Genomic DNA, 21,383 nt, shown 5'->3' with positions numbered 1-21,383 from the left:
ATCAAACGTCCAGACGATCGCGACAAGGTACCACAATCGGGATTCAGGCGGGGACGAATCGCAGCGCCAGGCCGTTGTTGCACCAGCGCAGGCCGGTGGGCTCGGGGCCGTCGTCGAAGACGTGGCCCTGGTGGCCGCCGCACCGCGCGCAGTGGTATTCGGTGCGCGGGAAGACCAGGAAGTAGTCGACGCTGGTCAGCAGGTGCCCCTCGACGTGCTCGAAGAAGCTCGGCCAGCCGGTCCCCGAGTCGTACTTCATGGCACTGGTGAACAGCCGCAGGTCACAGCCGGCACAGCGGTACTCGCCCTCGCGGGTCTCCTTGTCCAGCGGGCTCGAGAAAGCCGGCTCGGTGCCCTCCTCGCGCAGGATCTCGAACTGCTCGTCGCTGAGCCGCTCCCGCCACTCGGCCTCGGAGAGCTCCAGCACCTCGAGCCCCTCGGCACGCGTCAGGTCCGGCTTGGGTCGGGCCGCGGCGAGCCCCGGCAGCAGGCCGGCGAGGCTGCCGGCCCCCAGCACGCCAAGAAAATGCCGTCGTTTCATGGTCGTTCTCCCATCAACGGGGTGTGATCTGTGTCGTGCTCTCCCCGATTTCCTTACACCAAAAAAAGAGGGGGAAGCCTCGGCTTCCCCCTCTCGGACAGGTCTAGGGCGTTCGGGTTCTCTCCGACCGCCTCAGGTCAGGCTGGGGCCCGCCTTGACGATTGCCTCGTTGACGCCCTCGAACTTCTTGAAGTTGTCGACGAACTTGGCGGCGAGCTCCTGGCGCTTGCGGTCGTAGGCGGTCGTGTCCTCCCAGGTCTCGCGCGGGTCGAGCAGGCGGGAGTCGACACCCGGCACGGCGGTGGGCACCGCCAGGTTCAGGCCCTCGACCTGGCGCGTCTCGACGTCGCGCAGCACGCCGGACTGGATGGCGCTGATGATGGCGCGGGTGGTAGGGATCGAGAAGCGTGCGCCCCCCTCCCCGTAGGCGCCACCGGTCCAGCCGGTATTGACCAGGTAGACCTGGGCATCCTTCTCGGCCACGCGCTTGACCAGCAGCTCGGCATACTCGCGTGCCGGGCGCGGGAAGAAGGGCGCGCCGAAGCAGGTGGAGAAGGTCGCCTCGAGCCCGGCGGTGGAGCCCACCTCGGTAGAGCCAACCTTGGCCGTGTAGCCGGAGAGGAAGTGGTAGGCGGCCGCTTCCTTGGAGAGCAGGGAGACCGGGGGCAGCACACCGGACATGTCGCAGGTGAGGAAGACGATGGCATTGGGCTCGCCGGCGCGGTTCTCAGGCACGCGCTTCTCGACGTGCTCCAGCGGGTAGGCGGCACGGGAGTTCTGGGTCAGGCTGTCATCGGCGTAGTCCGGCTCGCGGCGGTCGTCGAGGACCACGTTCTCCAGCACGGTGCCGAACTTGATGGCCTGCCAGATGATCGGCTCGTTCTTCTCGGAGAGGTCGATGCACTTGGCGTAGCAGCCACCCTCGATGTTGAAGACGGTGCCCAGCCCCCAGCCATGCTCGTCGTCACCGATCAGGTAGCGGGCCGGGTCGGCGGAGAGGGTGGTCTTGCCGGTGCCGGAGAGGCCAAAGAAGAGCGTGGTCTCGCCATCCTCGCCGACGTTCGCGGAACAGTGCATGGGCAGCACGTCGGCGGCCGGCAGCAGGAAGTTCTGCACCGAGAACATCGCCTTCTTCATCTCGCCGGCATAGCGCATGCCGGCGATCAGCACCTTCTTCTGGGCGAAGTTGAGGATCACGCAGCCGTCGGAGTTGGTGCCATCGCGGGCCGGGTCGCACTCGAAGAAGGGGGCGTTGAGGATGGTCCACTCGTCCTTCACGGACGGGTTGTAGGCCTCGGGGCGCACGAACATGGTGCGGCCGAAGAGGTTGTGCCAGGCGGTCTCGGTGGTGACGCGCACCGGCAGGTAGTGGACCGGGTCACTGCCCACGTGGAGCTCGGACACATAGTGCTCGCCGCCGGCCAGATAGGCATCGACGCGGGCCCAGAGGGCATCGAACTTCTCGGCGTCGAACGGGCGGTTGACGCTGCCCCAGTCGATCTGGCCGCTGGTGCTCGCCTCGTCGACGATGAAGCGATCCTTGGGGGAACGGCCGGTGCGCTCGCCGGTGTTCACCACCAGGGCGCCATTGGCGGCCAGGCGCCCTTCCCCGTTGGCCACTGCCCGCTCGATCAGCTCGGCGCTGCAGAGGTTGACGTGGGAAATGGCGGCTTGCTGGGGGGCGGCTTGAGTCGTGGTCATGTCGTGTCCTGGGCCTTGCGGCCGCTTCTCTCTCGTGTGCCGGGCGTCGGTGACGCAACGTGGGTCATGCCATGATCGCCGTGCGCGGGTCATTGCCGTCTTGTGCTGGGCGATCGACCGGAAAAAACGGCGCCATTATGGCAAAAACCCGGCCGCCGGGAAACGCCGTTCTTGGGCGAAGTTCATGTAGTTTTACTACTACATCGACGCCGTTCACTACCGCTCACCCGAAGACGCATGCTGCAATGCAGCGCCTGGGCATCACACGTCTCAGTGCAGGGTCGGCGGCTCCCCCTCGGGGCCCTCGAGCATCGCCTCGACCTCGGACGCCGGGAAGTGGTAGCGGGAATGGCAGAAGTGACACTGGGTGTCGATGCCCCCCTGCTCGGCCAGCACCTCGCGAAGCTCCTGGGCGCCCAGGGTCATCAGCGCGGAGGCGATGCGCTCGCGCGAGCAGGTGCAGCCGAAGCGCAGTGCCTTGGGGTCGAAGACCCGCACCGTCTCCTCGTGGTAGAGCCGGCGCAGCACCTCGAGCGGCTCGAGGCCGAGCAGCTCCTCCTCCTTGACGGTGTCGGCCAGGTGCACGGTGCGCTCCCAGGCGTCCACGTCCTGGTTCTGCGACTCGTCCGGCATGCGCTGCAGCAGCAGGCCGCCGGCCCGGCGGCCATCGGCGGCCAGCCACAGCCGCGTCGGCAGCTGCTCGGACTGGGCGAAGTAGGCGGCGAGGCAGCCGGCCAGGCTGTCGTGCTCGAGGGCCACGACACCCTGATAGCGGTGGCCGTCGGTGGGGTCCAGGGTGATCATGATCTGCCCCTCCCCCACCAGCTCACGGAAGTCGGCGTTCTCACCGGGAATCGCCGCGTCCTCGGCCAGGCGGGCAATGGCGCGCAGCTCGCCGCCGGGGTTGGATTCGGCCATCAGCAGGGCGAGCGCGCCCTGGCCACGCACCTCGATGCTCAGGGTGCCGTCGAGCTTGACGGTGTCGGTGAGCAGCGCCACCGCGGCGAGCAGCTCGCCGAGCAGGTGGTTCACCGCCGGCGGGTAGTCGTGGCGCTCGAGCACCTCGCCGTAGGCGCGCTCGAGGGTGACGATCTCGCCACGCACGTTGGTCTTGTCGAAGAGGAAACGCTGGATCTGGTCGGTCATGAGGCTCTCTGTCTAGTCATCCTGCTGGCGCTGGAAGCGTTGGATCTCCCGGCGCTGCTTCTTGTCGGGGCGCTTGAGCGGGTGCTGCATGACCTGGTTGGTGAGGCGCCGGGCCTCGGCCTCGCGCTCGCGGCGCGCGATGCTCTCCTCGGTCTCGCGGTAGAGCGCGCGGGCCTCGGGGGCACCACGGCGCTGGTCGGAGAGCGCCAGCACCTCCACCTCCAGGATATCCCAGCCCTGGGGCACACGGATCAGGGCGCCGACCTCGACGGCCTTGCTGGTCTTGGCGCGCCCGCCCTCGTAGTGGACCTTGCCGCCCTCGATGGCCTTCTTGGCCAGGGCACGGGTCTTGAAGAAGCGCGCCGCCCACAGCCACTTGTCGAGCCTGACGCTATCCATGGACACCTCCCTCGCCCGCCGCAGGCGGCAGGTTGTCGGGCAGGATGCTGGCGAAGCGGTCCAGGGCGATGAACTCCTCGAGCTCCCGCTCCGGCCGGCGACTGTCGGGCTGCTTGATGCCCAGCAGGTGGCGGATGCCGAACTCCCGTGCGCTCTCCAGCACCGAGGCGTTGTCGTCGATGAACAGGGTACGCTGCGGGTCGAAGGGCTCGACCTCCTGCAGGGCAAACCAGAAGGCCTGCTCCTCCTTGGGGACCCCGAAGTCCGCCGAGGAGACGATGGCATCCAGGTAATCCTCTAGCCCGGTCAGCGGAAGCTTGAGCTCCAGGCTAGCCCGGTCGGCATTGGTGGCCAGCACCACCCGGGGATGGGCCGCCTTCAGCCAGCGGAGGAAGTCCAGGGCGTCGCTGCGCAGGCCGATCAGGTGCTGCACCTCCCGCTTGAGCGCCACCACGTCGACCCCCAGCTCGCGGCTCCAGTAGGCCAGGCTGTACCAGTTGAGGGTGCCCTGCTCACGGATGATCCGTGCGCGCAGCTCCTCCTGGGTCGCCTCGTCGAGGCGGTGCAGCTCCACGTAGCGCCGCGGCAGGTGCTCGAGCCAGAAGTGGCTGTCGAAATGCAGGTCCAGCAGGGTGCCGTCCATGTCCAGCAGGACGGTGTCGATGGCGCGCCAGTCGATCATCGCTACTCCGGGGGTGAGTCGGGGGCCGTTGGGACGTAGTATTGTATCGAATCGCCATCCGGGGCGCACAGCGCCTGCCTGGCATCCACCACATGCCCCTTTCGCCCGCCCCTGTCGCTCTCCAACAAGGAAGTCCGCCCATGTCCGACCCGCACGACGCCTCCCGGCCCTGGCCCGTCAAGCCGCACATCCTCGACCGGCGCAGCGTGGCACGCAGTCGCCTGTTCCACGTCGAGGAGCTGGACCTGCGCTTCTCCAACGGCGCCGAGCGCACCTTCGAGCGGCTCACCGGCACCGGCCAGGGCATCGGCGCGGTAATGATCGTGGCCATGCCCGACCCGGAGCACGTGCTGCTCATCCGCGAGTATGCCGCCGGCTTCGAGGACTACGTGCTGACCCTGCCCAAGGGGCTCGTGGACCCCGGCGAGGACATCGTCACCGCGGCAAACCGCGAGCTGATGGAGGAGTGCGGCTTCGGTGCCAACCGCATCGAGCCCCTGGTGGAGCTGTCGCTGGCCCCCAACTACATGCGCCATCGCATGCAGGTGCTGCTGGCCAGCGACCTCTATCCCAGGCGCCTGCCCGGCGACGAGCCGGAGCCGCTGATCGTGGAGACCCACGCCATCGACGAGCTCTCGGCCCTGCTGGCCCGGGAGGACTTCCACGAGGCCCGCGCCATCGCCGCGCTGTTCATCGCCCGGGACAAGCTGCGCAGCGAGGCGCCCGTGGATGCCGGGCTCTGGTGAGCCCTCTAGCGTGAGTGCAGCCGGCGCAGCGCGCTGTTGCTGTCCTTGAGCTTGACCCAGCGGCCCTGGCGGTAGCTGTCGAGCCCGGTCTCCAGCAGGGTCATCACGTCCAGCGCCGATTCGCTGGTCACCGGCGGCGGCGTGCCCTCGAGCAGGGACCTCGCGATGCCGGCGTAGAAGGCGGGGTAGTCCCCCGGCACGGCCGGTGCCTCGCGGCTCGCCAGGGAGGTCGCTTCGCCCTCCCCCTCGTCGAGGGTCAGGGTGCCGGGCGAGGGATCCACCCCCCAGCCCGGCGACGGGACCTGCCCTTCCTTGAGCCAGGCCTCCTGGGGGTCGAGCCCGTACTTCACGAAGCTGCCCCGGGTGCCATGGACCCGGAAGCGTGGGGTCGGCTCGGCCACCAGGGAGCTGGCCTGCAGGCTGACCCGCAGGCGGTCGTACTCCAGCAGCGCCAGGAAGTCGTCGTCCACCTCGGCCCCCTCGCGAGAGGTGGCGAGCTCCAGCAGGATCGCCTTGGGCATGCCGAAGAGCTGCCGGGCCTGGTCGAGCAGGTGCGGGCCGAGGTCGTACCAGATGCCACCGCCCGGCTTGTGGTGGTCGCGCCAGCGGTCGGTGACCCGGGGGCGGAAGCGGTCGAAGCGCGACTCCAGCGCCACCACCCGCCCCAGGGTCCCCTCGTCGAGCAGCGCCTTGAGGGTCAGGAAGTCGCTGTCCCAGCGGCGGTTGTGGAAAACGCTCAGCAGGCGCTCGGCGCCATCGGCCTGGGCCTTGAGCAGGCGGGCCTCGGAGGCGCTGACGCTGAAGGGCTTGTCGATCACCACGTGCTTGCCGGCCGCCAGCGCCGCCTTGGCCAGCGGGAAGTGGGTGTCGTTGGGGGTGGCGATCACCACCAGGTCGATGTCGCGGCGGGCGAACAGCGGCGCCGCCTTGGGCAGCACCTCCACCTCGGGGTGGTCGGCCTGAACGCGCTCGGCATTGCCGCTGACCACGGCGGTCAGCTCCAGGCCGGGGGCGGCCTGGATCAGCGGGGCGTGGAAGGTGCGCCCGGCCATGCCATAGCCGACCAGGCCGACGTTGAGAGTCTGTGTCTTCATCGTGCGGGCTTCCCTGCAGGGGTCATGGGGCCCGGCCCTCGGCAAAGGCTCGCGTGGCCTGGCGTCCGGCCGGGTCTCGGGCTCAGTCTAGCCGGGTCAGGTCGCGTACCGCGCCCTTGTCGGCGGACGTCGCCAGCAGCGCATAGGCCTTGAGCGCCGCCGAGACCTTGCGGTCGCGCTGGATGCTCGGCTTCCAGGCCTCGCCGCCCTTCGCCTCCTCCGCCTGGCGACGGCGGGCGAGCTCCTCGTCGGGGAGCTTCACGTCGATGCGCCGATTGGGGATGTCGATGCGGATGAGGTCGCCGCTCTCCACCAGGCCGATGGCGCCACCGGCGGCGGCCTCCGGCGAGGCGTGACCGATGGAGAGCCCCGAGGTGCCCCCCGAGAAGCGCCCGTCGGTGAGCAGCGCGCAGGCCTTGCCCAGCCCCTTGGACTTCAGGTAGCTGGTCGGGTAGAGCATCTCCTGCATGCCGGGGCCGCCGCGCGGGCCCTCGTAGCGGATGACGACCACCTCGCCCTCCTTCACCTGGCCACCCAGGATATGCTCCACCGCCTGGTCCTGGGACTCCACCACATGGGCCGGGCCCTCGAAGACCAGGATCGCGTCATCGACGCCGGCGGTCTTCACCACGCAGCCGTCCTCGGCGATGTTGCCCTTGAGCACCGCCAGCCCGCCCTCGCGGGAGAAGGCATGCGCAAGGTCACGGATGCAGCCGCCGGCCCGGTCGCCGTCGAGGCTCGGCCAGCGGGCGGCCTGGGAGAAGGCCTCCTGGGTGGGGATGCCGCCGGGGCCGGCCTTGTAGAACTCCACCACCTCGGGGCTCGGCGAGCGCATGACGTCCCAGGCGTCCAGGGCCTCCTTGAGGGTATCGCCGTAGACGGTGGGCACCCGAGTATCCAGCACCCCGGCACGGTCCAGCTCGCCGAGGATCGCCATGATGCCGCCGGCGCGGTGGCAGTCCTCGATATGGTACTGCTGGGTGTTGGGCGCCAGCTTGCAGAGCTGCGGTACCTCCCGGGAGAGACGGTCGATGTCGGCCATGGTGAAGTCCACCTCGCCCTCCTGGGCGGCAGCCAGCAGGTGCAGGATGGTGTTGGTGGAGCCGCCCATGGCGATGTCCAGGGTCATGGCGTTCCCGAACGCCGCCTTCGAGCCGATGGCCCGCGGCAGCAGGTGCGCCTCGTTGCCCTCGTAGTAGCGCTTGGCCAGTTCGACGATGCGGTGGCCCGCCTCCTCGAACAGCCGGCGGCGATCGGCGTGGGTAGCCAGCACCGTGCCATTGCCCGGCAGCGCCAGGCCCAGCGCCTCCATCAGGCAGTTCATGGAGTTGGCGGTGAACATGCCCGAGCAGCTGCCGCAGGTGGGGCAGGCGCTGCGCTCGATCTCCTCGATCTCCTCGTCGCTGTATTGGTCGTCGGCGGCGGAGATCATCGCATCGATCAGGTCGATATTGTGGTCGAGCAGCTTGGTCTTGCCCGCCTCCATGGGCCCGCCGGAGACGAAGATCACCGGGATGTTGAGGCGCATGGCAGCGTTGAGCATCCCGGGGGTGATCTTGTCGCAGTTGGAGATGCACACCAGCGCATCGGCGCAGTGGGCGTTGACCATGTACTCGACGCTGTCGGCGATCAGGTCGCGGCTCGGCAGCGAGTAGAGCATGCCGTCGTGGCCCATGGCGATGCCGTCGTCCACGGCGATGGTGTTGAACTCCTTGGCCACGCCGCCCGCCTTCTCGATCTCGCGCGCCACCAGCTGCCCCATGTCCTTCAGGTGCACGTGGCCCGGCACGAACTGGGTGAAGGAGTTGGCCACGGCGATGATCGGCTTGTGGAAGTCGTCATCCTTCATGCCGGTGGCACGCCACAGGGCGCGGGCGCCGGCCATGTTGCGGCCGGCGGTGGTGGTGCGGGAACGATACTCGGGCATGGTGTCCTCTTCTCATCGTGCAGCCGCCTTGTGCCGGCGGCTCGGGTGTCCAGTCGGCTTCAGATTCTGTCACGCGGCCGGCCGTCAGGCCAGTCGCATGGGGCGCAGCCGGCCGCCCTCCAGGCGGCAGCGCCGGTCGGCCAGGGCCTCGATGTCGTCGCGGTCGTGGCTGACCAGCACCACCGCCGCCCCCGCGGCCTTCTGGCGACGCACCAGGGTCCAGAGCCCGTCGCGGGTCGCCTCGTCCAGGCCGGAGAAGGGCTCGTCGAGCAGCAGGACCCGGGAGCCGCGCAGCAGGGCGCGCAGCAGCGCCACACGCTGGCGCTGGCCGCCGGAGAGCTCCCCGGGCAGGCGGTCGTGCAGCCCCTCGAGCCCCACCTCGGCCAGCCCCTCATGGATGCGGGCCCGCTGCTCGCGGGTTAGCTTCATGTCCGGCGCCAGCCCCAGCCCCACGTTGAGCCAGACCGGCAACTGGTCGAAGAGGTTGTGTTCCTGGAAGACGGTGGTGATGCCGCGCTCCCAGGGCGGCAGCGCCAGCAGGTCCTGGCCCTGCCAGGCGAGCGTGCCGCCGGCGGGCTCGAGGAACCCCGCCAGCAGCCCCAGCAGGGTGCTCTTGCCGGAGCCCGACGGCCCCTCCACCGACAGGCACTCGCCCGGGGCGAGCCGGAAGCTGAAGTGGAAGTCCGGCGTCTCCCCGGGCTCAAAGCGGTCGTAGTGGAAGCTCAGGTCACGACACTCGAGCATGGCGCTCCTCGCGGGTGTGGCGGTTCCAGGGGTAACGGGGCGGACGACGGGTTAGCCAGCCCAGCAGCACGAAGACCAGCACCACCAGCACCAGCAGCACCAGTGCCGTGGCGGCGGCGCCCTGCCAGCGATAGCCGCCCAGCTGCTGGTAGAGCAGCATCGGCAGGGTCGGCGCCGAGGGACTGCCGAATAGCGCGATGACGCTGAAGTCACCCAGCGACAGGGTCATGGCATAGGCCAGCGCCAGGGCCAGGGGGCGGCGCAGCCGCGGCCAGACCAGCCAGCGCAGCCGGGCCCGTCCGCGGATGCCGAACTGGTCGGCCAGGCGTTCCTCGGGCGCCGAGAGCCCCGGCAGGGCCCCGCGCACCACCTGCATGGCGAAGGGCAGCGCCATGAAGGCATTGACCAGCACCACCAGGGCGTAGCCCTGCCAGCCGCTGCCCAGGGTCGGACGCAGCAGCAGGAAGAGCCCAGTCCCCAGCACCAGGGAGGGGATCACCAGGATCAGCTGACCGCCCCCCTCCATCAGCAGCGCCGCCCCGGCATGCCGACGGGCCCGCAGCCAGCGGCTGCCCACCAGCAGGGCCACCGCCAGCGACAGGGCCCCGGCCCCCGCCCCCAGGGCCATCACCAGGCTGCGCGCCGCCGCCGGCCACAGGCTCGCGCTGCGCGGCAGCTCGGGCAGCCCGGCGAGTCCCGCCAGCACCACCGCGGCGAGCGGCGGCAGCAGGAGTGCCGCCAGGGCGGTGAGCCAGGCCGCATCGGTGAGCCGCGAGACGCCGACGCCGTCGCGCCGGTGCCAGCGCCCGCCGGCCGGCAGGGCGGCGCTGCCGACCACCAGCGAGGGCGCCCCGCCTCGGGAGAGGGCCATCAGCCACAGCGACAGGCAGATGACCAGCTGGGTCAGGGCCAGCAGGGCCGCCAGGGCCAGGTCATGGTCGAACTTGAGCGCCTGGTAGAGCGCCACCTCCAGGGTCGAGGAGCGCGGCCCGCCGCCCAGCGTCATGACGATGGCGAAGCTGGTGAAGCAGAGGGTGAAGACCAGCGCCGCCAGGCGCGGCAGCAGCGGTGCGAGGCGCGGCCACTCCAGGGTGCGCCAGAGGGTCGCCCGCGTCAGCCCCAGTTGGGAGGCCAGCCGCCAGTGCGCCGCGGGGGCCGTCTCCAAGGCCTGAAGCATCAGCCGGGCCGAGAGCGGCAGGTTGTAGAAGACATGGGCCAGCACGATGCCGGAGAGCCCGTAGAGATAGCCCGACTCCGCGCCGGTCAGCCACTCCCAGAGCGGCGCCGCCCAGCCCCGCCGGCCATGCACCGCCACCAGGCCGAACAGGCCGATCAGCGTGGGCAGCACCAGCGAGAGCTCCATGGCCCGCAGCAGCAGGGCACGCCCCGGGAAGCGCGGTCGCCGCGCCAGGGCCAGCGCCACCGGCACGGCGAGCCCCACCGCCAGCAGGGTCGAGACGGTCGCCTGCCAGAGGGTGAAGCGCAGCACGGCGGCCAGCCACGGCTCCTGCCACAGCGCGGCCGGGTGCAGGCCGCGGGCCTGCCACAGCAGCGCCCCGAGGCTGCCGAGCCCCAGCCCCACCACCGCCGTCAGGGCGGCGAGGCCGAGCCCCGGCGGCCAGCGCGAGAGCGTGGCCCAGCGTGAGGCTGTCGACACCTCGCTCAGCGCACGCTGGCGTTGAGCCACTCGCGGATCCAGGCACGACGGTTCTCGCGCACCTCCTCGGGGGTAAAGGTCAGGCTCTGCGGCTGGATCAGCCGCTCGAACACCTCGGGCAAGTCGTCACCCAGGTCGATGGCCGGGTTCATGACGTTGCCCAAGGGGATATGGCGCTGGAAGTCCGGCGTCAGCATGAAGGCCAGGAAGTCGCGGGCGAGCTCGGGCTGCTCGGTGGCGCGCAGCATGGCGGCAGTCTCCACCTGAAGGTAGTGGCCCTCCTCGAACTCGGCGGCCTGGTAGCGGTCGGTCTCCTCCACCGCCATGTGGTAGGCCGGCGAGGTGGCGTAGGAGAGCACCATGGGCGCCTCGCCGTTCATGAACAGCGAGAAGTAGGCCTGGCTCCAGCTGTTGGTGACGGTCAGCACCCGCTCGTTGAGCTTCGCCCAGACGGCCGGGGCCTCCTCCCCGTAGACGTGCTTGATCCACAGCAGCAGGCCCTGGCCGGTGACGCTGGTGCGCGGGTCCTGGAGGATCAGCTGGACCTCCTCAGGGGCCTCAAGGAGTTCACGGAAGCTGCCCGGCGGCTGGTCGAGCTGTTCGGTGTCGTACACGAAGGCGAAGTGGCCCCAGTCGTAGGGCAGGAAGGTGTCATCGGCCCAGTCGATGGGCAGCGCCAGCGGCGTGGTGTCGACCCGGTGGGGGGCCAGCAGCTCAAGCTCGCGGGCCTCGGCCATCAGGTTCATGTCCAGCCCCAGCACCAGGTCCGCCGCGGTGCCCTCCCCCTCCAGGCGCAGGCGCTGGAGGATGTCGACGCCGCCATCGAGGGCCACGAAGCGCAGGTCGCAGTCGCCGCAGCGCGCCTCGAAGGCGGCCTCGATGCCGGGCCCGGGTCCCCACTCGGAGACGAAGGAGTCGTAGGTGTAGACGGTAAGCGTTCGCTCGGCGGCGGATGCGGTGCCCGCCGCTACCAGTGTCAGGATCAGGGCTGCCGGTCTTGTCATGGGATGTCCCGTTGTCATGGATAACCCCGGCATCGGCTCGGCACCGACCCGGGGTTGTCTTGCCGCTTACCGCTGATGGCGTGCGGCGCAGGCGAAGCCGGCTTTGCCGGTCAACCGAACACCACCCTGGCCACGTCGCGGTAGCGGCCGGCGAAATGCACCGTCATGCCCTCCTTGAGGTAGCCGGGCAGCTCGTCGTAGTCGCGCCGGTTGGCCTCGGGCAGGATCAGCTCGAAGATGTCGCTGCGCCGGGCGGCGATCACCTTCTCGCGAATGCCGCCCACCGGCAGCACCTGGCCGGTCAGGGTCAGCTCGCCGGTCATCGCCAGCGGCCGGTCGATGGACCGGTGCCGGGCCAGCGACAGCAGCGCGGTGGCCATGGTGACCCCGGCGGAGGGGCCATCCTTGGGCGTGGCCCCCTCCGGCACGTGCAGGTGGACGAAGGCCGAGTCGAAGAAGTCCGCATCGGCGCCGTACTCGCCAAGGTGGCCGAGCACGAAGCTGTAGGCGATGTTGGCCGACTCCTTCATGACGTCGCCGAGCTGGCCGGTGAGCTTGAAGCCGCGGTCCAGGGCGTGCACCTTGCCCGCCTCGACGGAGAGCGTGGCGCCGCCCATGGCGGTCCAGGCCAGGCCGGTGACCACGCCCTCGCCCTTCATCACCTGCTCCTTGCGGAAGATCGGCGGCCCCAGGTAGTCCTCGAGATTGTTCACCGAGACTCGTACCGACTGCTGGTCATTCTCCAGCAGCTTCACTGCCGCCTTGCGCACGATGCGGTGCAGCTGCTTCTCGAGCTGGCGCACCCCCGCCTCGCGGGCGTAGCCCTCGATCACCTGGCGCAGCGCCGCCTCGGTGAGGTTGATGCGCTTCTTGGGCATGCGGTCCCGCTTGAGCAGCTTGGGCCACAGGTGGTGCCTGGCGATGGCCACCTTCTCCTCGGCGATGTAGCCGGAGAGGCGGATCTGCTCCATGCGGTCGAGCAGCGCCGGGGGGATCGCGTCCAGGGTGTTGGCGGTGCACACGAAGAGCACCTTGGAGAGGTCCAGGCGCACGTCGAGGTAGTGGTCGAGAAAGTCGACGTTCTGCTCCGGATCGAGCACCTCGAGCAAGGCCGAGGCGGGGTCGCCCTGGAAGGACTGCCCCATCTTGTCGATCTCGTCGAGCATGATCACCGGGTTCTCGACCTCGACCTCCTTGAGGGCCTGGGCAAGCTTGCCAGGCATGGCCCCGATGTAGGTACGGCGATGCCCCTTGATCTCGGCCTCGTCGCGCATGCCGCCCACCGAGAAGCGATAGAACTCGCGGCCCAGGGCGTCGGCGATGGAACGCCCCACCGAGGTCTTGCCGACCCCCGGGGGGCCGACCAGCAGCAGGATGGAGCCTCCCACGTCACCCTTGAAGGTGCCCTCGGCGAGGAACTCGACGATGCGCTCCTTGACGTCCTTCAGGCCGTCATGGTCGCGGTCGAGCACCGACCGGGCATGGGCCAGGTCGAGCTGGTCCTGGCTGCGCACCCCCCAGGGCATGGCGGTGAGCCAGTCCAGGTAGTTGCGGGTGGTGCCGTATTCCGGCGAGCCGGTCTCCAGCACCGAGAGCTTGTCGAGCTCGTCGTCGATGCGCTCCATGACCCGCTCCGGCACCACGCGCCCCTCGAGCCGTGCCCGGAAGGTGTCGACATCGTTCTCGCGGTCGTCCTTGGAGATGCCCAGCTCGCGCTGGATCACCTTGAGCTGCTCGCGCAGGAAGAACTCCCGCTGGCGCTCCTGCATCTGGGCATTGACCTGGTCGCTGATCTCGCTCTGCAGCTGGGCGACCTCGATCTCCTTGCGCAGCAGGGGCAGTACCTTCTGCATGCGGGCCATCACCGGCATGGTCTCCAGCACGTCCTGCAGCTCGGGGCCATTGGCCGAGGTGATGGCCGCGGCGAAGTCGGTCAGCGGGCCGGGCTCGTGGGGACTGAAGCGGTTCAGGTAGTGCTTGAGCTCCTCGCCGTAGAGCGGGTTGATCGGCAGCAGCTCCTTGATGCCGTTGATCAGCGCCATGGCATAGGCGCGGGTCTCGTCCTCCTCGACGTCCACCGGCTCGCGGGGATAGCTCACCTCCACCAGGTAGGGCGGCGTGCGGGAGAGCCAGCGCTGGATGCGGAAGCGGCGCACGCCCTGGGCGATGAACTGGATCTGCTGCTCCTCGCCCTGCAGCTTGTGCACCTTGACCGCGGTGCCGATCTCGGGGAAGTCCTCGTCACCGAGCTCCTCGACCCCCGTCTCGCCAACGAAGGCCAGGCCCACGGTATGGTGCGGCGTGTTACCGACGCGGCGGATGGTCTCCTCCCAGCGCTCGCGGTTGACCACCAGCGGCTGGACCTGGGCGGGAAAGAAGGGCCGGTTGTGGATCGGCAGCAGGTAGATGCGCTCGGGCAGCGAGTCGCTGGCGGGTACCACCGCGTGGTGGCCCTCCTCGCCCGGCCGCTCGTCGTAGGAGGCGTCGTCGCTGTTGGCCTGGATCCAGTCCAGGCCATCCTGCGCTTCGTGGTCGTCGCTCATGCGTTCCTCGTCCTGGATCGTCGGGATGGGTTCCCGGGGCTGCCCTCAGGAATGCGGGCACCGGCGCCCGACTTCAAGTCACTGCAGTCGCTCGAGGGCCGGCGGCAGCGGACGGCCGTTGATCCGCACCCGGCCTCGCACCACGTCGATCTCGAGGTCCTGGGTGTCCAGCGGCAGGCCGAGCCACAGGGCCACCACCTTGGGCACCTGGTGCCAGGTGAGGTCACCGTAGAGCCGCGTCCGCCAGCGGGCCTGCTCGCTGGCCTGGTCATCGGGATCTGCGAGTGCGACCAGGCTCAGCTCCTCGAGCCGGCGCGAATCGAAGAACAGCGCCCCGTCGCCCCGCGCGTCCAGCCCCAGCATCGGGCTGTCCAAGGCGATGGCATGAATGTCCAGGCGTGGCGAATCCTGGAGCATGGCCAGCAGCTGCGGCTCCAGGCGCGCGAGCAACTCGCGGCCGTCCTGGGCGGCATCGCCTCGGGCCGCCTCGTCGCGCAGCACGGCCAGCACGCTGCGCAGGGCGTCGGCGTTGACCCGCGACAGTTCCAGGGCAACGCGGCCGGAGAGCAGCACCTGCTCCGCCGTCACCAGTCGGTCCAGGGTCAGCTCGCTCTCGACGCGCAGCTCCTGCTCGTCGAGGACCGTGCGGCTGTGCAGGACCAGCCCATGGGCCTCCAGCTCGAGGTCCGGCTGATGCCAGCCCAGTCGCTCCACCTTGAGCAGATCCTGCTGGCTGAAGTGGTAAGCGCCCTCGGTATAGGCATAGCGGCTCTCCAGGGTGGTCGGCCCCGCTTCCAGAGTGACCGGGCCATCGCTGAGCCGCCAGGGCGCAAGCCGGGCCTGCAGTCGCCAGTCGCCGTAGACGCCGCCGAAGGTGATCCGCCCGCCGCGGAAGTCGAGCTCGCGCCCCGCCTGGCTGACGATGAAGGGCGCCAGCTCGAGGTGCCCCTCCAGGGTCGCGCCGAGGGTGCGATAGCGGGCCTGCCAGGTGGGCGGGGTCGAGGGAAGCGCATCGCCGAACAGGCGCCGGTCGCCCGGCCCGAAATGCAGTCTCAGTTCGCCGTCGATGCGGGTGCTGATCACCCCGTGACGCGCCACGTAGGGCAGCTCCAGGTGCCAGGCCTGGCCGAAGCGGGGGGTCAGGTGGAGGGTGCCGCGGGACTCGAGCCAGCCGCGGTCGACGTCGCTGCGCTTCACCGCGAGCTCCCCCCGGGCAGCGAGGTCATCCAGGGCCCGGGCGAGTTCGCGCTCGAAGAGCACGCCGGAGAGGTACTGGGCGATGCCCCAGAGCAGCGCCAGCCCCACCACCAGCGGGACGATCAGTCGTTCCTTGCGCATCATGGCATTCCTTACCCGCGCCTTGTGCGGACCACTCCTGTGTCGTCGGGACGCTGGAGAACGTTCGTTGCCGCCGGATCAGTGGAGCCAGAACCACAGGTGCATGGTACTCCATGCATAGGCGGCCGCGAGGACATCGTCGATCATGATGCCGAAGCCGCCGGCCACCCGCCGGTCCGCCCAACGGATCGGCCAGGGCTTGAAGACATCGAAGATGCGGAAGACCACGAACCCCCAGAGGGCAGCCTCCCAGGAGAAGGGCACCGCCGCCATGGTCAGCCAGTAGCCGACGAACTCGTCCCAGACGATGCCCGAGTGGTCGTGGACCCCCAGGTCGTGGGAGGTCTTGTCGCACAGCCAGATGCCCCAGAAGAAGGTCACCGCCACCAGGCCCAGGTACCAGCCCAGCGGCAGCTCGGACATCAACCAGTAGAAGGGGATCGCGGCCAGGGTACCAAAGGTACCGGGCGCGAAGGGCACGGTGCCGCTGCCCAGCCCGAAGGCCAGGAAATGCACGGGGCGTCGCCAGACGCTGGCGGGGGCCTGGTTCATGGAACACCCTCGCCCGGGAAGTGCTGCCAGCCCCGCTCGCCGGTGACGGTCACCCCCCGCAGGCCGGGCTGGTCGCTGACGCGACCGATCACCGTCAGGGGCAGGTCCAGGGCGGCCAGCCGGGCGCGGGCCTCGTCGAGGTGTTCGGGGGGCAGGCCGAGCAGCAGCTCGTAGTCGTCGCCGCCGTGGAGCCCCGCCTGCCGGGCCCCCTCTTCGCCCAGCGCCGCCACCAGGCCCTCGGCCAGGGGCAGCGTGTCGGGCATCAGCTCGGCCCCGACACCCGAGGCCTCGAGGACATGCCCGAGGTCGGCCAGCAGGCCGTCGGAGATGTCGATGGCGGCACTGGCCAGGCCGCGCAGGGCCAGGCCTGCCTCGAGGCGCGGTAGCGGATGGAGGTAGCGCCTGAGCAGCGGATGGCCGGTGTCCCGCTCGCCGCGGCGCCACAGGGCCAGCCCCCCGGCACCGCCTCCCAGCGCACCGGTGACCGCCAGCAGGTCGCCCGGCCGGGCCCCACTGCGGGTCAATGCCTGCTCGGCGGGCACCTCGCCCATCACCGTCACGCCGATGGAAAGCGTCCCGCGGGTCACGTCGCCGCCCACCAGGGCCGTGCCGGTGGCGTCGCAGAGGGCATGGAAGCCGCGGGCGAAATCCGCCAGCCAGGCATCGTCATCGGCCGCCGGCAGGGTCAGCGACATCAGGCACCAGCGGGCACGGGCACCCATGGCGGCGAGGTCGCTCAGGCTGACCGCCAGCGCCCGGTGGCCGACCGCCACGGCCGGCGCATCCTCGGGAAAGTGGATGCCGGCCACCGAGGTATCCACGCTGACCGCGAGCCGCTGTCCGGGGGTCGGGGCCAGCAGGGTGCAGTCGTCCCCCACGCCCAGGGTCACGCCGGCCTCCGCCCCCGGCGGGTCGGGCGTGAAGAAGCGGGTAATGAGCTCGAATTCGCTGTGCATCAGGGACGGACCTTCAGCGGCGGCGCGCGGAGACCTCGGCGGATCGCAGTCGCACGGCGAGCTTGTCGAGAATGCCGTTGACGTACTTGTGCCCGTCGGTGGCGCCGAAGGACTTGGCCAGCTCGACCCCCTCGTTGATCACTGCGCGATAGGGCACCTCGAGGCGACGCGAGAGCTCGTAGGCGCCCAGGCGCAGGATCGCCAGCTCGATGGGATCGAGGTCCTCCAGGCGCCGGTCGAGCAGCGGCGCGATGGCGGCGTCGAGCTCGCGGCGCTGGTCCGCCACGTTGTGCAGCAGCTCGTGGAAGAGCGCCAGGTCGGCGATCTCCATCACCTTGTGCCAGTTCTCGTGGTCCTCGAGATCGTCGTCGGCCACCTGGCTGCGGAACTCGGCCTCCACGGCGCTGATCGACTTGCCGGTCATCTGCCACTGGTAGAGGCCCTGCACCGCCAGCTCACGCGCCGCATGGCGGGACTGCTGGGTCTTCGACGGGGCCCGGGAGCGCTCGCCGCTCATGCCTCACCCCCGTCGTCGGCATCGTCGCCGAAGCAGCGCAGCAGCGAGACCATTTCCATGGCCGCCATGGCCGCCTCGGCGCCCTTGTTGCCGGCCTTGGTGCCGGCGCGCTCGATGGCCTGCTCGATGGACTCGACGGTCAGCACGCCATTGGCCACCGGGGTGTCGAACTCCAGCTGAAGGTTGCCCATGGCGGTGTTGCAGCCGCCGGCGACGTACTCGAAGTGCGGGGTGCCGCCGCGGATCACCGCCCCCAGGGCGATCACCGCATCGGGGCGGGCCACCTGCAGCACGCGCTTGATGGCCAGCGGCAGCTCCCAGGCGCCGGGCACGTGGACGATATCGATGCCCTGCGGGTCGACGCCATGGCGCACCAGGCTGTCCACGGCGCCCTCGACCAGGCTGTCCACCACATGATGATTGAAGCGGCCGACCACGATCACGTAGCGGCCATCGACGTCGACGAAGCTGCCTTCGACTTGGGAAATCGGTTGCATGGTTCTGTGTCCTGAGAGATCCGGGGCTTGAGGGTCCGGCAGGCATGACCGGGGGCCATGCCACGATATGAAAGGCGGCGCTAGTCGTCGCCCTGCCCGGCAGTCGCCTGCTCGCCGGGCTCCAGTCGTTCCACCACCTCGAGGTCGAAGCCGGAGAGGGCCGAGAACTTCCAGGGCGAGCTCAGCAGGCGCATCCTGCCCACCCCCAGGTGGCGCAGGATCTGCGAGCCGGTGCCGATGGTCAGGTAGTTGCCGGCGCCATCGGAGTCGCTGGTGCGCGGCGGCCGCCGGCGCTCGAGGAACACCTCGAGCATGGCATGGAGGTCCTGGCGCGGACGCCCGTCGTCGAGCAGCACGAAGACGCCGTGCTCGGCCTGCGCCACCTCGGCGACCGCCTGCTGAGCGGTCCAGCTCGGCTTGTCGCCCTTCTGCAGGGCGAGCAGGTCGCGCATCGGGTTGGCCAGGTGCACGCGCACCGTGGTCAGCGCCTCGGGGTGCGGATGGCCCTTGACCAGCGCCAGGTGATGGGCGCCCTGGATGCTGTCGCGGAAGACGTGCAGGTTGAGCTCGCCGAAGGCGGTCTGCACCGGGGTCGACTCCACCGGCTGCACGGTCTGCTCGTTGTGGATGCGGTAGTGGATCAGGTCGGCGATGGTGCCCATCTTCAGGCCATGCTCGACGGCGAAGCGCTCGAGCTCCGCCCGGCGGGCCATGCTGCCGTCCTCGTTCATGACCTCGCAGATCACGCCGCTGGGGTCGAGGCCGGCCAGGGCGGAGAGGTCGCAAGCCGCCTCGGTATGGCCGGCGCGACGCAGCACGCCGCCGGGCTCGGCCATCAGCGGGAAGATGTGGCCGGGCTGGACGATATCGGCGGCAACCGCGTCACGGGCGACCGCAGCGCGCACGGTGCGCGCCCGGTCGGCGGCGGAGATGCCGGTGGTCACGCCCTCGGCGGCCTCGATGGAGAGGGTGAACTTGGTCCCGAAGCCGGAGCCGTTGTCGCGCACCATCAGCGGCAGCTGGAGACGCTCGCAGCGCTCGCGGGTCATCGGCAGGCAGATCAGGCCCCTGGCGTGGCGCGCCATGAAGTTGATGTGCTCGGCCTCGACCTTCTCGGCGGCCATGATGATGTCGCCTTCGTTCTCGCGATCCTCGTCATCCATCAGGATCACCATCCGGCCCTGACGGATGTCCTCGACCAGTTCTTCGATGGGGGCCAGGCCCCCGGATGAGGAGTGCACCATGGAGTCTCCATTGATTCAGCGTGGTGGCTGTCGTCATCCGACGACGAGCGGGTCGCCATCGGGCGTCGCCACCTCGAAACCGCGTCAGGGTACCGTGGCGCGTCGTCGGGCGCCAGTAAACAGCCCTGTCGCTAGGAGTTCATACAGCTCGGAGCTGACCCGGCAACAGGTCCCGAAGTGTCGGACCATCGAGGAGGCGCTGTGAACCCATCCTTGGGCGCTACCGACGCCTTGCAGCGCTCTCGCATCCTGCTCCGCTTGCAAGACCGGTGCTGGCCATCCCTGGCCAGCCCGTTCGGAGGGGATCCTCCTCACCCATGGCGTAGGACCTCCTCTGCGACCTCCCCGGCGCTCCTCGCGCAAGGTCACTGCGATGTCTGCGTAAGCCGCCGGGGCCGGGCGGTGATGCGCCAGTCTCCTCCCACGGCGCGGATATCGAGGACCTCCAGCCCCTTCTGCTGGGCCATCAGGGTCAGGCCCGGCAGTTCGAAGAGCGGACGCGCCTCACCGCCGAGCAGGGTCGGCGCCACGAACAGCTGCATCTCGTCGATCAGGCCGGCCTCGAGCATGGCACCGGCCAGCGTCGCCCCGGTCTCCAGCAGCACCTCGTTGGCCTGCTCGGCCTCTGCCAGGTGGCGCAGCAGGGCGTCGAGGTCGACGCGGCCGTCGGGGCCCGCGTCCATCGCCAACACTTCGGCGCCGGCGGCCTGGAGCCGCTCGCGCCGCTCGGGGTCGTGGTCGCCCAGGGTGGCCACCAGGGTGCGGCCGGGTTCGCGCAGGCAGGCCGCGGCCAGGGGCAGGCGCAGCCGGGAGTCCACCACCACGCGCAGCGGCTGGCGGGCAGCGAGCGCCTCGCCCTCGGGCAGCTCGAGCTGCTCGGGGCGCACGGTGAGCCGCGCGTTGTCGAAGATGATCGACTCGACCCCGGTGAGGATGGCGCTGGAGCGGGCACGCAGGCGCTGCACCTCGCGGCGGGCCTGGGGCCCGGTGATCCACTGGGACTCACCGGAGCGCATGGCGGTGCGGCCGTCGAGGCTCATGGCCATCTTCAGGCGCACGAAGGGCCGGCCGTGGGACATGCGCATCACGAAACCGGGATTGAGCGCCAGCGCCTCCTCCTCGAGCAGGCCCACCGCCACCTCGATGCCGGCGGCACGCAGCCGGGAGATGCCCCGGCCGGCAACCCGAGGGTTGGGGTCCTGCATGGCCACCACCACCCGCGTCACGCCGGCCTCGACCAGCGCCAGGGCACAGGGGCCAGTGCGCCCCTGATGGGAGCAGGGCTCCAGGGTCACGTAGGCGGTGGCGCCGCGGGCCTGCTCCCCCGCCGCTCGCAGGGCGTGGATCTCGGCATGGGGCTCGCCGGCCCGCTCATGCCAGCCCTCGCCGACCACCCGGCCATCCTTGACCAGCACGCAGCCCACCCGGGGGTTGGGGTCGGTGGTATAGCGCCCGCGGCGCGCCAGCGTCAGGGCGCGCGCCATCCAGGTCTCGGGGAAGGCATGCTGCGCCATCAGGAGGCTCCCGACGGGTCCGTGGGGAAGCCGGGTTCCTGGGCCAGACGGTCGATCTCGGCGCGGAACTCGTCGATGTCCTGGAAGCTGCGATAGACCGAGGCGAAGCGGATGTAGGCCACCTGGTCGAGGCGCTTGAGGGCCTGCATCACCTCCTCGCCGATGTCTCGGGCATGGATCTCGCGCTCGCCACGGGCGCGCAGGTTCTGGCGTATGCGCTCCACCGCCGCCTCGATGGACTCGGCGCTGACCGGTCGCTTCTCCAGCGCCCGCAGCATGCCGGCGCGCAGCTTGGCCTCGCCGAACACCTCCCGCGTGCCATCGGACTTGATCACTCGCGGCATCACCAGCTCGGCGGTCTCGTAGGTGGTGAAGCGCTCGCCGCAGGCCGCGCACTGGCGCCGCCGCCGTACCTGGTCGCCATCCGCCACCAGCCGAGAGTCGGTCACGCGCGTGTCGTTGGCGCCACAGAAGGGGCAATGCATAGGGATAACCCGAGGTCGTTGGAAAGGCTGTCGCCGCATTGTAACGGTTCGCGAGGAGAGCGCCCAGCGACGCAGCGCCGCCCCGAGATGGCACGC

The 21,383-nt window shown here is 70.1% G+C and carries 20 protein-coding genes; 1 reads left to right on the top strand and 19 read right to left on the bottom strand.

Annotation, left to right across the window (positions count from 1 at the left end; all coding sequences use genetic code 11):
- Nucleotides 1-43: 43 nt before the first annotated feature.
- The 5 genes from msrB to yrfG all read right to left on the bottom strand — a co-directional run bounded on the left by msrB (nucleotide 44) and on the right by yrfG (nucleotide 4,469).
- Entirely contained in the window at nucleotides 44-541 is a 498-nt protein-coding gene (msrB, locus tag P8934_RS04290; protein WP_278033096.1) for a peptide-methionine (R)-S-oxide reductase MsrB, read from the bottom strand.
- 132 nt (nucleotides 542-673) lie between these two features.
- Nucleotides 674-2,242 (bottom strand): phosphoenolpyruvate carboxykinase, encoded by a 1,569-nt coding sequence (locus tag P8934_RS04285; RefSeq protein ID WP_278033095.1) that lies wholly within the window; start codon nucleotides 2,240-2,242, stop codon nucleotides 674-676.
- 270 nt (nucleotides 2,243-2,512) lie between these two features.
- Complete coding sequence (hslO, locus tag P8934_RS04280) at nucleotides 2,513-3,388, bottom strand: Hsp33 family molecular chaperone HslO (RefSeq protein ID WP_278033094.1); 876 nt, start codon at nucleotides 3,386-3,388, stop codon at nucleotides 2,513-2,515.
- Between the two features lie 12 nt (nucleotides 3,389-3,400).
- Complete coding sequence (gene hslR / locus P8934_RS04275; RefSeq protein WP_278033093.1) at nucleotides 3,401-3,787, bottom strand: ribosome-associated heat shock protein Hsp15; 387 nt, start codon at nucleotides 3,785-3,787, stop codon at nucleotides 3,401-3,403.
- Nucleotides 3,780-4,469, bottom strand: coding sequence for a GMP/IMP nucleotidase (gene yrfG, locus P8934_RS04270; protein WP_278033092.1), 690 nt, complete (start codon nucleotides 4,467-4,469; stop codon nucleotides 3,780-3,782). Before yrfG ends, hslR begins: the two co-directional genes overlap by 8 nt.
- Nucleotides 4,470-4,609: 140 nt before the next feature.
- Here yrfG and nudE point away from each other — a divergent pair, with 140 nt between their 5' ends.
- Entirely contained in the window at nucleotides 4,610-5,215 is a 606-nt protein-coding gene (gene nudE / locus P8934_RS04265) for an ADP compounds hydrolase NudE (protein ID WP_106229833.1), read from the top strand.
- Between the two features lie 5 nt (nucleotides 5,216-5,220).
- Here the strand turns inward: nudE and P8934_RS04260 are convergent, their stop codons facing one another.
- The 14 genes from P8934_RS04260 to nrdR all read right to left on the bottom strand — a co-directional run bounded on the left by P8934_RS04260 (nucleotide 5,221) and on the right by nrdR (nucleotide 21,287).
- Nucleotides 5,221-6,309 carry an oxidoreductase gene (locus tag P8934_RS04260; protein WP_278033091.1) on the bottom strand — a complete coding sequence of 363 codons (1,089 nt, stop codon included), beginning with the start codon at nucleotides 6,307-6,309 and terminating at the stop codon, nucleotides 5,221-5,223.
- An 82-nt stretch (nucleotides 6,310-6,391) separates the two neighbouring features.
- Complete coding sequence (gene ilvD / locus P8934_RS04255) at nucleotides 6,392-8,236, bottom strand: dihydroxy-acid dehydratase (protein WP_278033090.1); 1,845 nt, start codon at nucleotides 8,234-8,236, stop codon at nucleotides 6,392-6,394.
- Nucleotides 8,237-8,320: 84 nt separating this feature from the next.
- Nucleotides 8,321-8,980, bottom strand: coding sequence for an ATP-binding cassette domain-containing protein (locus P8934_RS04250; RefSeq protein WP_278033089.1), 660 nt, complete (start codon nucleotides 8,978-8,980; stop codon nucleotides 8,321-8,323).
- On the bottom strand, nucleotides 8,964-10,667 hold the full coding sequence (gene thiP, locus P8934_RS04245) for a thiamine/thiamine pyrophosphate ABC transporter permease (protein ID WP_278033088.1): 1,704 nt from the start codon (nucleotides 10,665-10,667) through the stop codon (nucleotides 8,964-8,966). The genes P8934_RS04250 and thiP overlap by 17 nt, the downstream gene beginning before the upstream one ends.
- Nucleotides 10,643-11,641 (bottom strand): thiamine ABC transporter substrate binding subunit, encoded by a 999-nt coding sequence (thiB, locus tag P8934_RS04240; protein ID WP_278033087.1) that lies wholly within the window; start codon nucleotides 11,639-11,641, stop codon nucleotides 10,643-10,645. The genes thiP and thiB overlap by 25 nt, the downstream gene beginning before the upstream one ends.
- A gap of 110 nt (nucleotides 11,642-11,751) precedes the next feature.
- A complete protein-coding gene (lon, locus tag P8934_RS04235; protein WP_278033086.1) occupies nucleotides 11,752-14,184 on the bottom strand; it encodes an endopeptidase La in 2,433 nt (810 codons plus the stop codon).
- Nucleotides 14,185-14,262: 78 nt separating this feature from the next.
- Nucleotides 14,263-15,522 carry a DUF945 family protein gene (locus P8934_RS04230; protein WP_278033085.1) on the bottom strand — a complete coding sequence of 420 codons (1,260 nt, stop codon included), beginning with the start codon at nucleotides 15,520-15,522 and terminating at the stop codon, nucleotides 14,263-14,265.
- Between the two features lie 78 nt (nucleotides 15,523-15,600).
- Nucleotides 15,601-16,074: a phosphatidylglycerophosphatase A gene (locus P8934_RS04225; RefSeq protein WP_106229826.1), complete on the bottom strand. Its 474-nt coding sequence runs from the start codon at nucleotides 16,072-16,074 to the stop codon at nucleotides 15,601-15,603.
- Nucleotides 16,071-17,030, bottom strand: a complete 960-nt coding sequence (gene thiL, locus P8934_RS04220; protein WP_278033084.1) for a thiamine-phosphate kinase — start codon at nucleotides 17,028-17,030, stop codon at nucleotides 16,071-16,073. Before thiL ends, P8934_RS04225 begins: the two co-directional genes overlap by 4 nt.
- A 13-nt stretch (nucleotides 17,031-17,043) precedes the next feature.
- Nucleotides 17,044-17,547 (bottom strand): transcription antitermination factor NusB, encoded by a 504-nt coding sequence (nusB, locus tag P8934_RS04215; protein ID WP_278033083.1) that lies wholly within the window; start codon nucleotides 17,545-17,547, stop codon nucleotides 17,044-17,046.
- A complete protein-coding gene (ribE, locus tag P8934_RS04210) occupies nucleotides 17,544-18,044 on the bottom strand; it encodes a 6,7-dimethyl-8-ribityllumazine synthase (protein ID WP_133637703.1) in 501 nt (166 codons plus the stop codon). Before ribE ends, nusB begins: the two co-directional genes overlap by 4 nt.
- An 80-nt stretch (nucleotides 18,045-18,124) precedes the next feature.
- The gene (gene ribBA / locus P8934_RS04205) at nucleotides 18,125-19,288 is read right to left on the bottom strand and encodes a bifunctional 3,4-dihydroxy-2-butanone-4-phosphate synthase/GTP cyclohydrolase II (protein ID WP_278033082.1); all 1,164 of its coding nucleotides are present in this window, start codon (nucleotides 19,286-19,288) and stop codon (nucleotides 18,125-18,127) included.
- A gap of 365 nt (nucleotides 19,289-19,653) precedes the next feature.
- Complete coding sequence (ribD, locus tag P8934_RS04200) at nucleotides 19,654-20,802, bottom strand: bifunctional diaminohydroxyphosphoribosylaminopyrimidine deaminase/5-amino-6-(5-phosphoribosylamino)uracil reductase RibD (RefSeq protein ID WP_278033081.1); 1,149 nt, start codon at nucleotides 20,800-20,802, stop codon at nucleotides 19,654-19,656.
- Nucleotides 20,802-21,287, bottom strand: a complete 486-nt coding sequence (nrdR, locus tag P8934_RS04195; protein ID WP_278033080.1) for a transcriptional regulator NrdR — start codon at nucleotides 21,285-21,287, stop codon at nucleotides 20,802-20,804. Before nrdR ends, ribD begins: the two co-directional genes overlap by 1 nt.
- Nucleotides 21,288-21,383: the final 96 nt, after the last annotated feature.

This window comes from Halomonas sp. CKK8, from assembly GCF_029625235.1.
GTDB classification, from domain to species: Bacteria; Pseudomonadota; Gammaproteobacteria; order Pseudomonadales; family Halomonadaceae; genus Halomonas; species Halomonas ventosae.
This window is presented reverse-complemented; position numbering and strand designations above follow the sequence as displayed.

What these genes read in the sequence shown, in the direction of transcription:
- ilvD (WP_278033090.1), bottom strand. Translation starts at nt 8,236, where the DNA reads ATGCCCGAGTATCGTTCCCGCACCACCACCGCCGGCCGCAACATGGCC.
- ribD (WP_278033081.1), bottom strand. Translation starts at nt 20,802, where the DNA reads ATGGCGCAGCATGCCTTCCCCGAGACCTGGATGGCGCGCGCCCTGACG.
- P8934_RS04250 (WP_278033089.1), bottom strand. Translation starts at nt 8,980, where the DNA reads ATGCTCGAGTGTCGTGACCTGAGCTTCCACTACGACCGCTTTGAGCCC.
- lon (WP_278033086.1), bottom strand. Translation starts at nt 14,184, where the DNA reads ATGAGCGACGACCACGAAGCGCAGGATGGCCTGGACTGGATCCAGGCC.
- thiL (WP_278033084.1), bottom strand. Translation starts at nt 17,030, where the DNA reads ATGCACAGCGAATTCGAGCTCATTACCCGCTTCTTCACGCCCGACCCG.
- ribBA (WP_278033082.1), bottom strand. Translation starts at nt 19,288, where the DNA reads ATGGTGCACTCCTCATCCGGGGGCCTGGCCCCCATCGAAGAACTGGTC.
- P8934_RS04260 (WP_278033091.1), bottom strand. Translation starts at nt 6,309, where the DNA reads ATGAAGACACAGACTCTCAACGTCGGCCTGGTCGGCTATGGCATGGCC.
- yrfG (WP_278033092.1), bottom strand. Translation starts at nt 4,469, where the DNA reads ATGATCGACTGGCGCGCCATCGACACCGTCCTGCTGGACATGGACGGC.
- thiB (WP_278033087.1), bottom strand. Translation starts at nt 11,641, where the DNA reads ATGACAAGACCGGCAGCCCTGATCCTGACACTGGTAGCGGCGGGCACC.
- hslO (WP_278033094.1), bottom strand. Translation starts at nt 3,388, where the DNA reads ATGACCGACCAGATCCAGCGTTTCCTCTTCGACAAGACCAACGTGCGT.
- nusB (WP_278033083.1), bottom strand. Translation starts at nt 17,547, where the DNA reads ATGAGCGGCGAGCGCTCCCGGGCCCCGTCGAAGACCCAGCAGTCCCGC.
- hslR (WP_278033093.1), bottom strand. Translation starts at nt 3,787, where the DNA reads ATGGATAGCGTCAGGCTCGACAAGTGGCTGTGGGCGGCGCGCTTCTTC.
- ribE (WP_133637703.1), bottom strand. Translation starts at nt 18,044, where the DNA reads ATGCAACCGATTTCCCAAGTCGAAGGCAGCTTCGTCGACGTCGATGGC.
- msrB (WP_278033096.1), bottom strand. Translation starts at nt 541, where the DNA reads ATGAAACGACGGCATTTTCTTGGCGTGCTGGGGGCCGGCAGCCTCGCC.
- P8934_RS04230 (WP_278033085.1), bottom strand. Translation starts at nt 15,522, where the DNA reads ATGCGCAAGGAACGACTGATCGTCCCGCTGGTGGTGGGGCTGGCGCTG.
- P8934_RS04285 (WP_278033095.1), bottom strand. Translation starts at nt 2,242, where the DNA reads ATGACCACGACTCAAGCCGCCCCCCAGCAAGCCGCCATTTCCCACGTC.
- nudE (WP_106229833.1), top strand. Translation starts at nt 4,610, where the DNA reads ATGTCCGACCCGCACGACGCCTCCCGGCCCTGGCCCGTCAAGCCGCAC.
- nrdR (WP_278033080.1), bottom strand. Translation starts at nt 21,287, where the DNA reads ATGCATTGCCCCTTCTGTGGCGCCAACGACACGCGCGTGACCGACTCT.
- P8934_RS04225 (WP_106229826.1), bottom strand. Translation starts at nt 16,074, where the DNA reads ATGAACCAGGCCCCCGCCAGCGTCTGGCGACGCCCCGTGCATTTCCTG.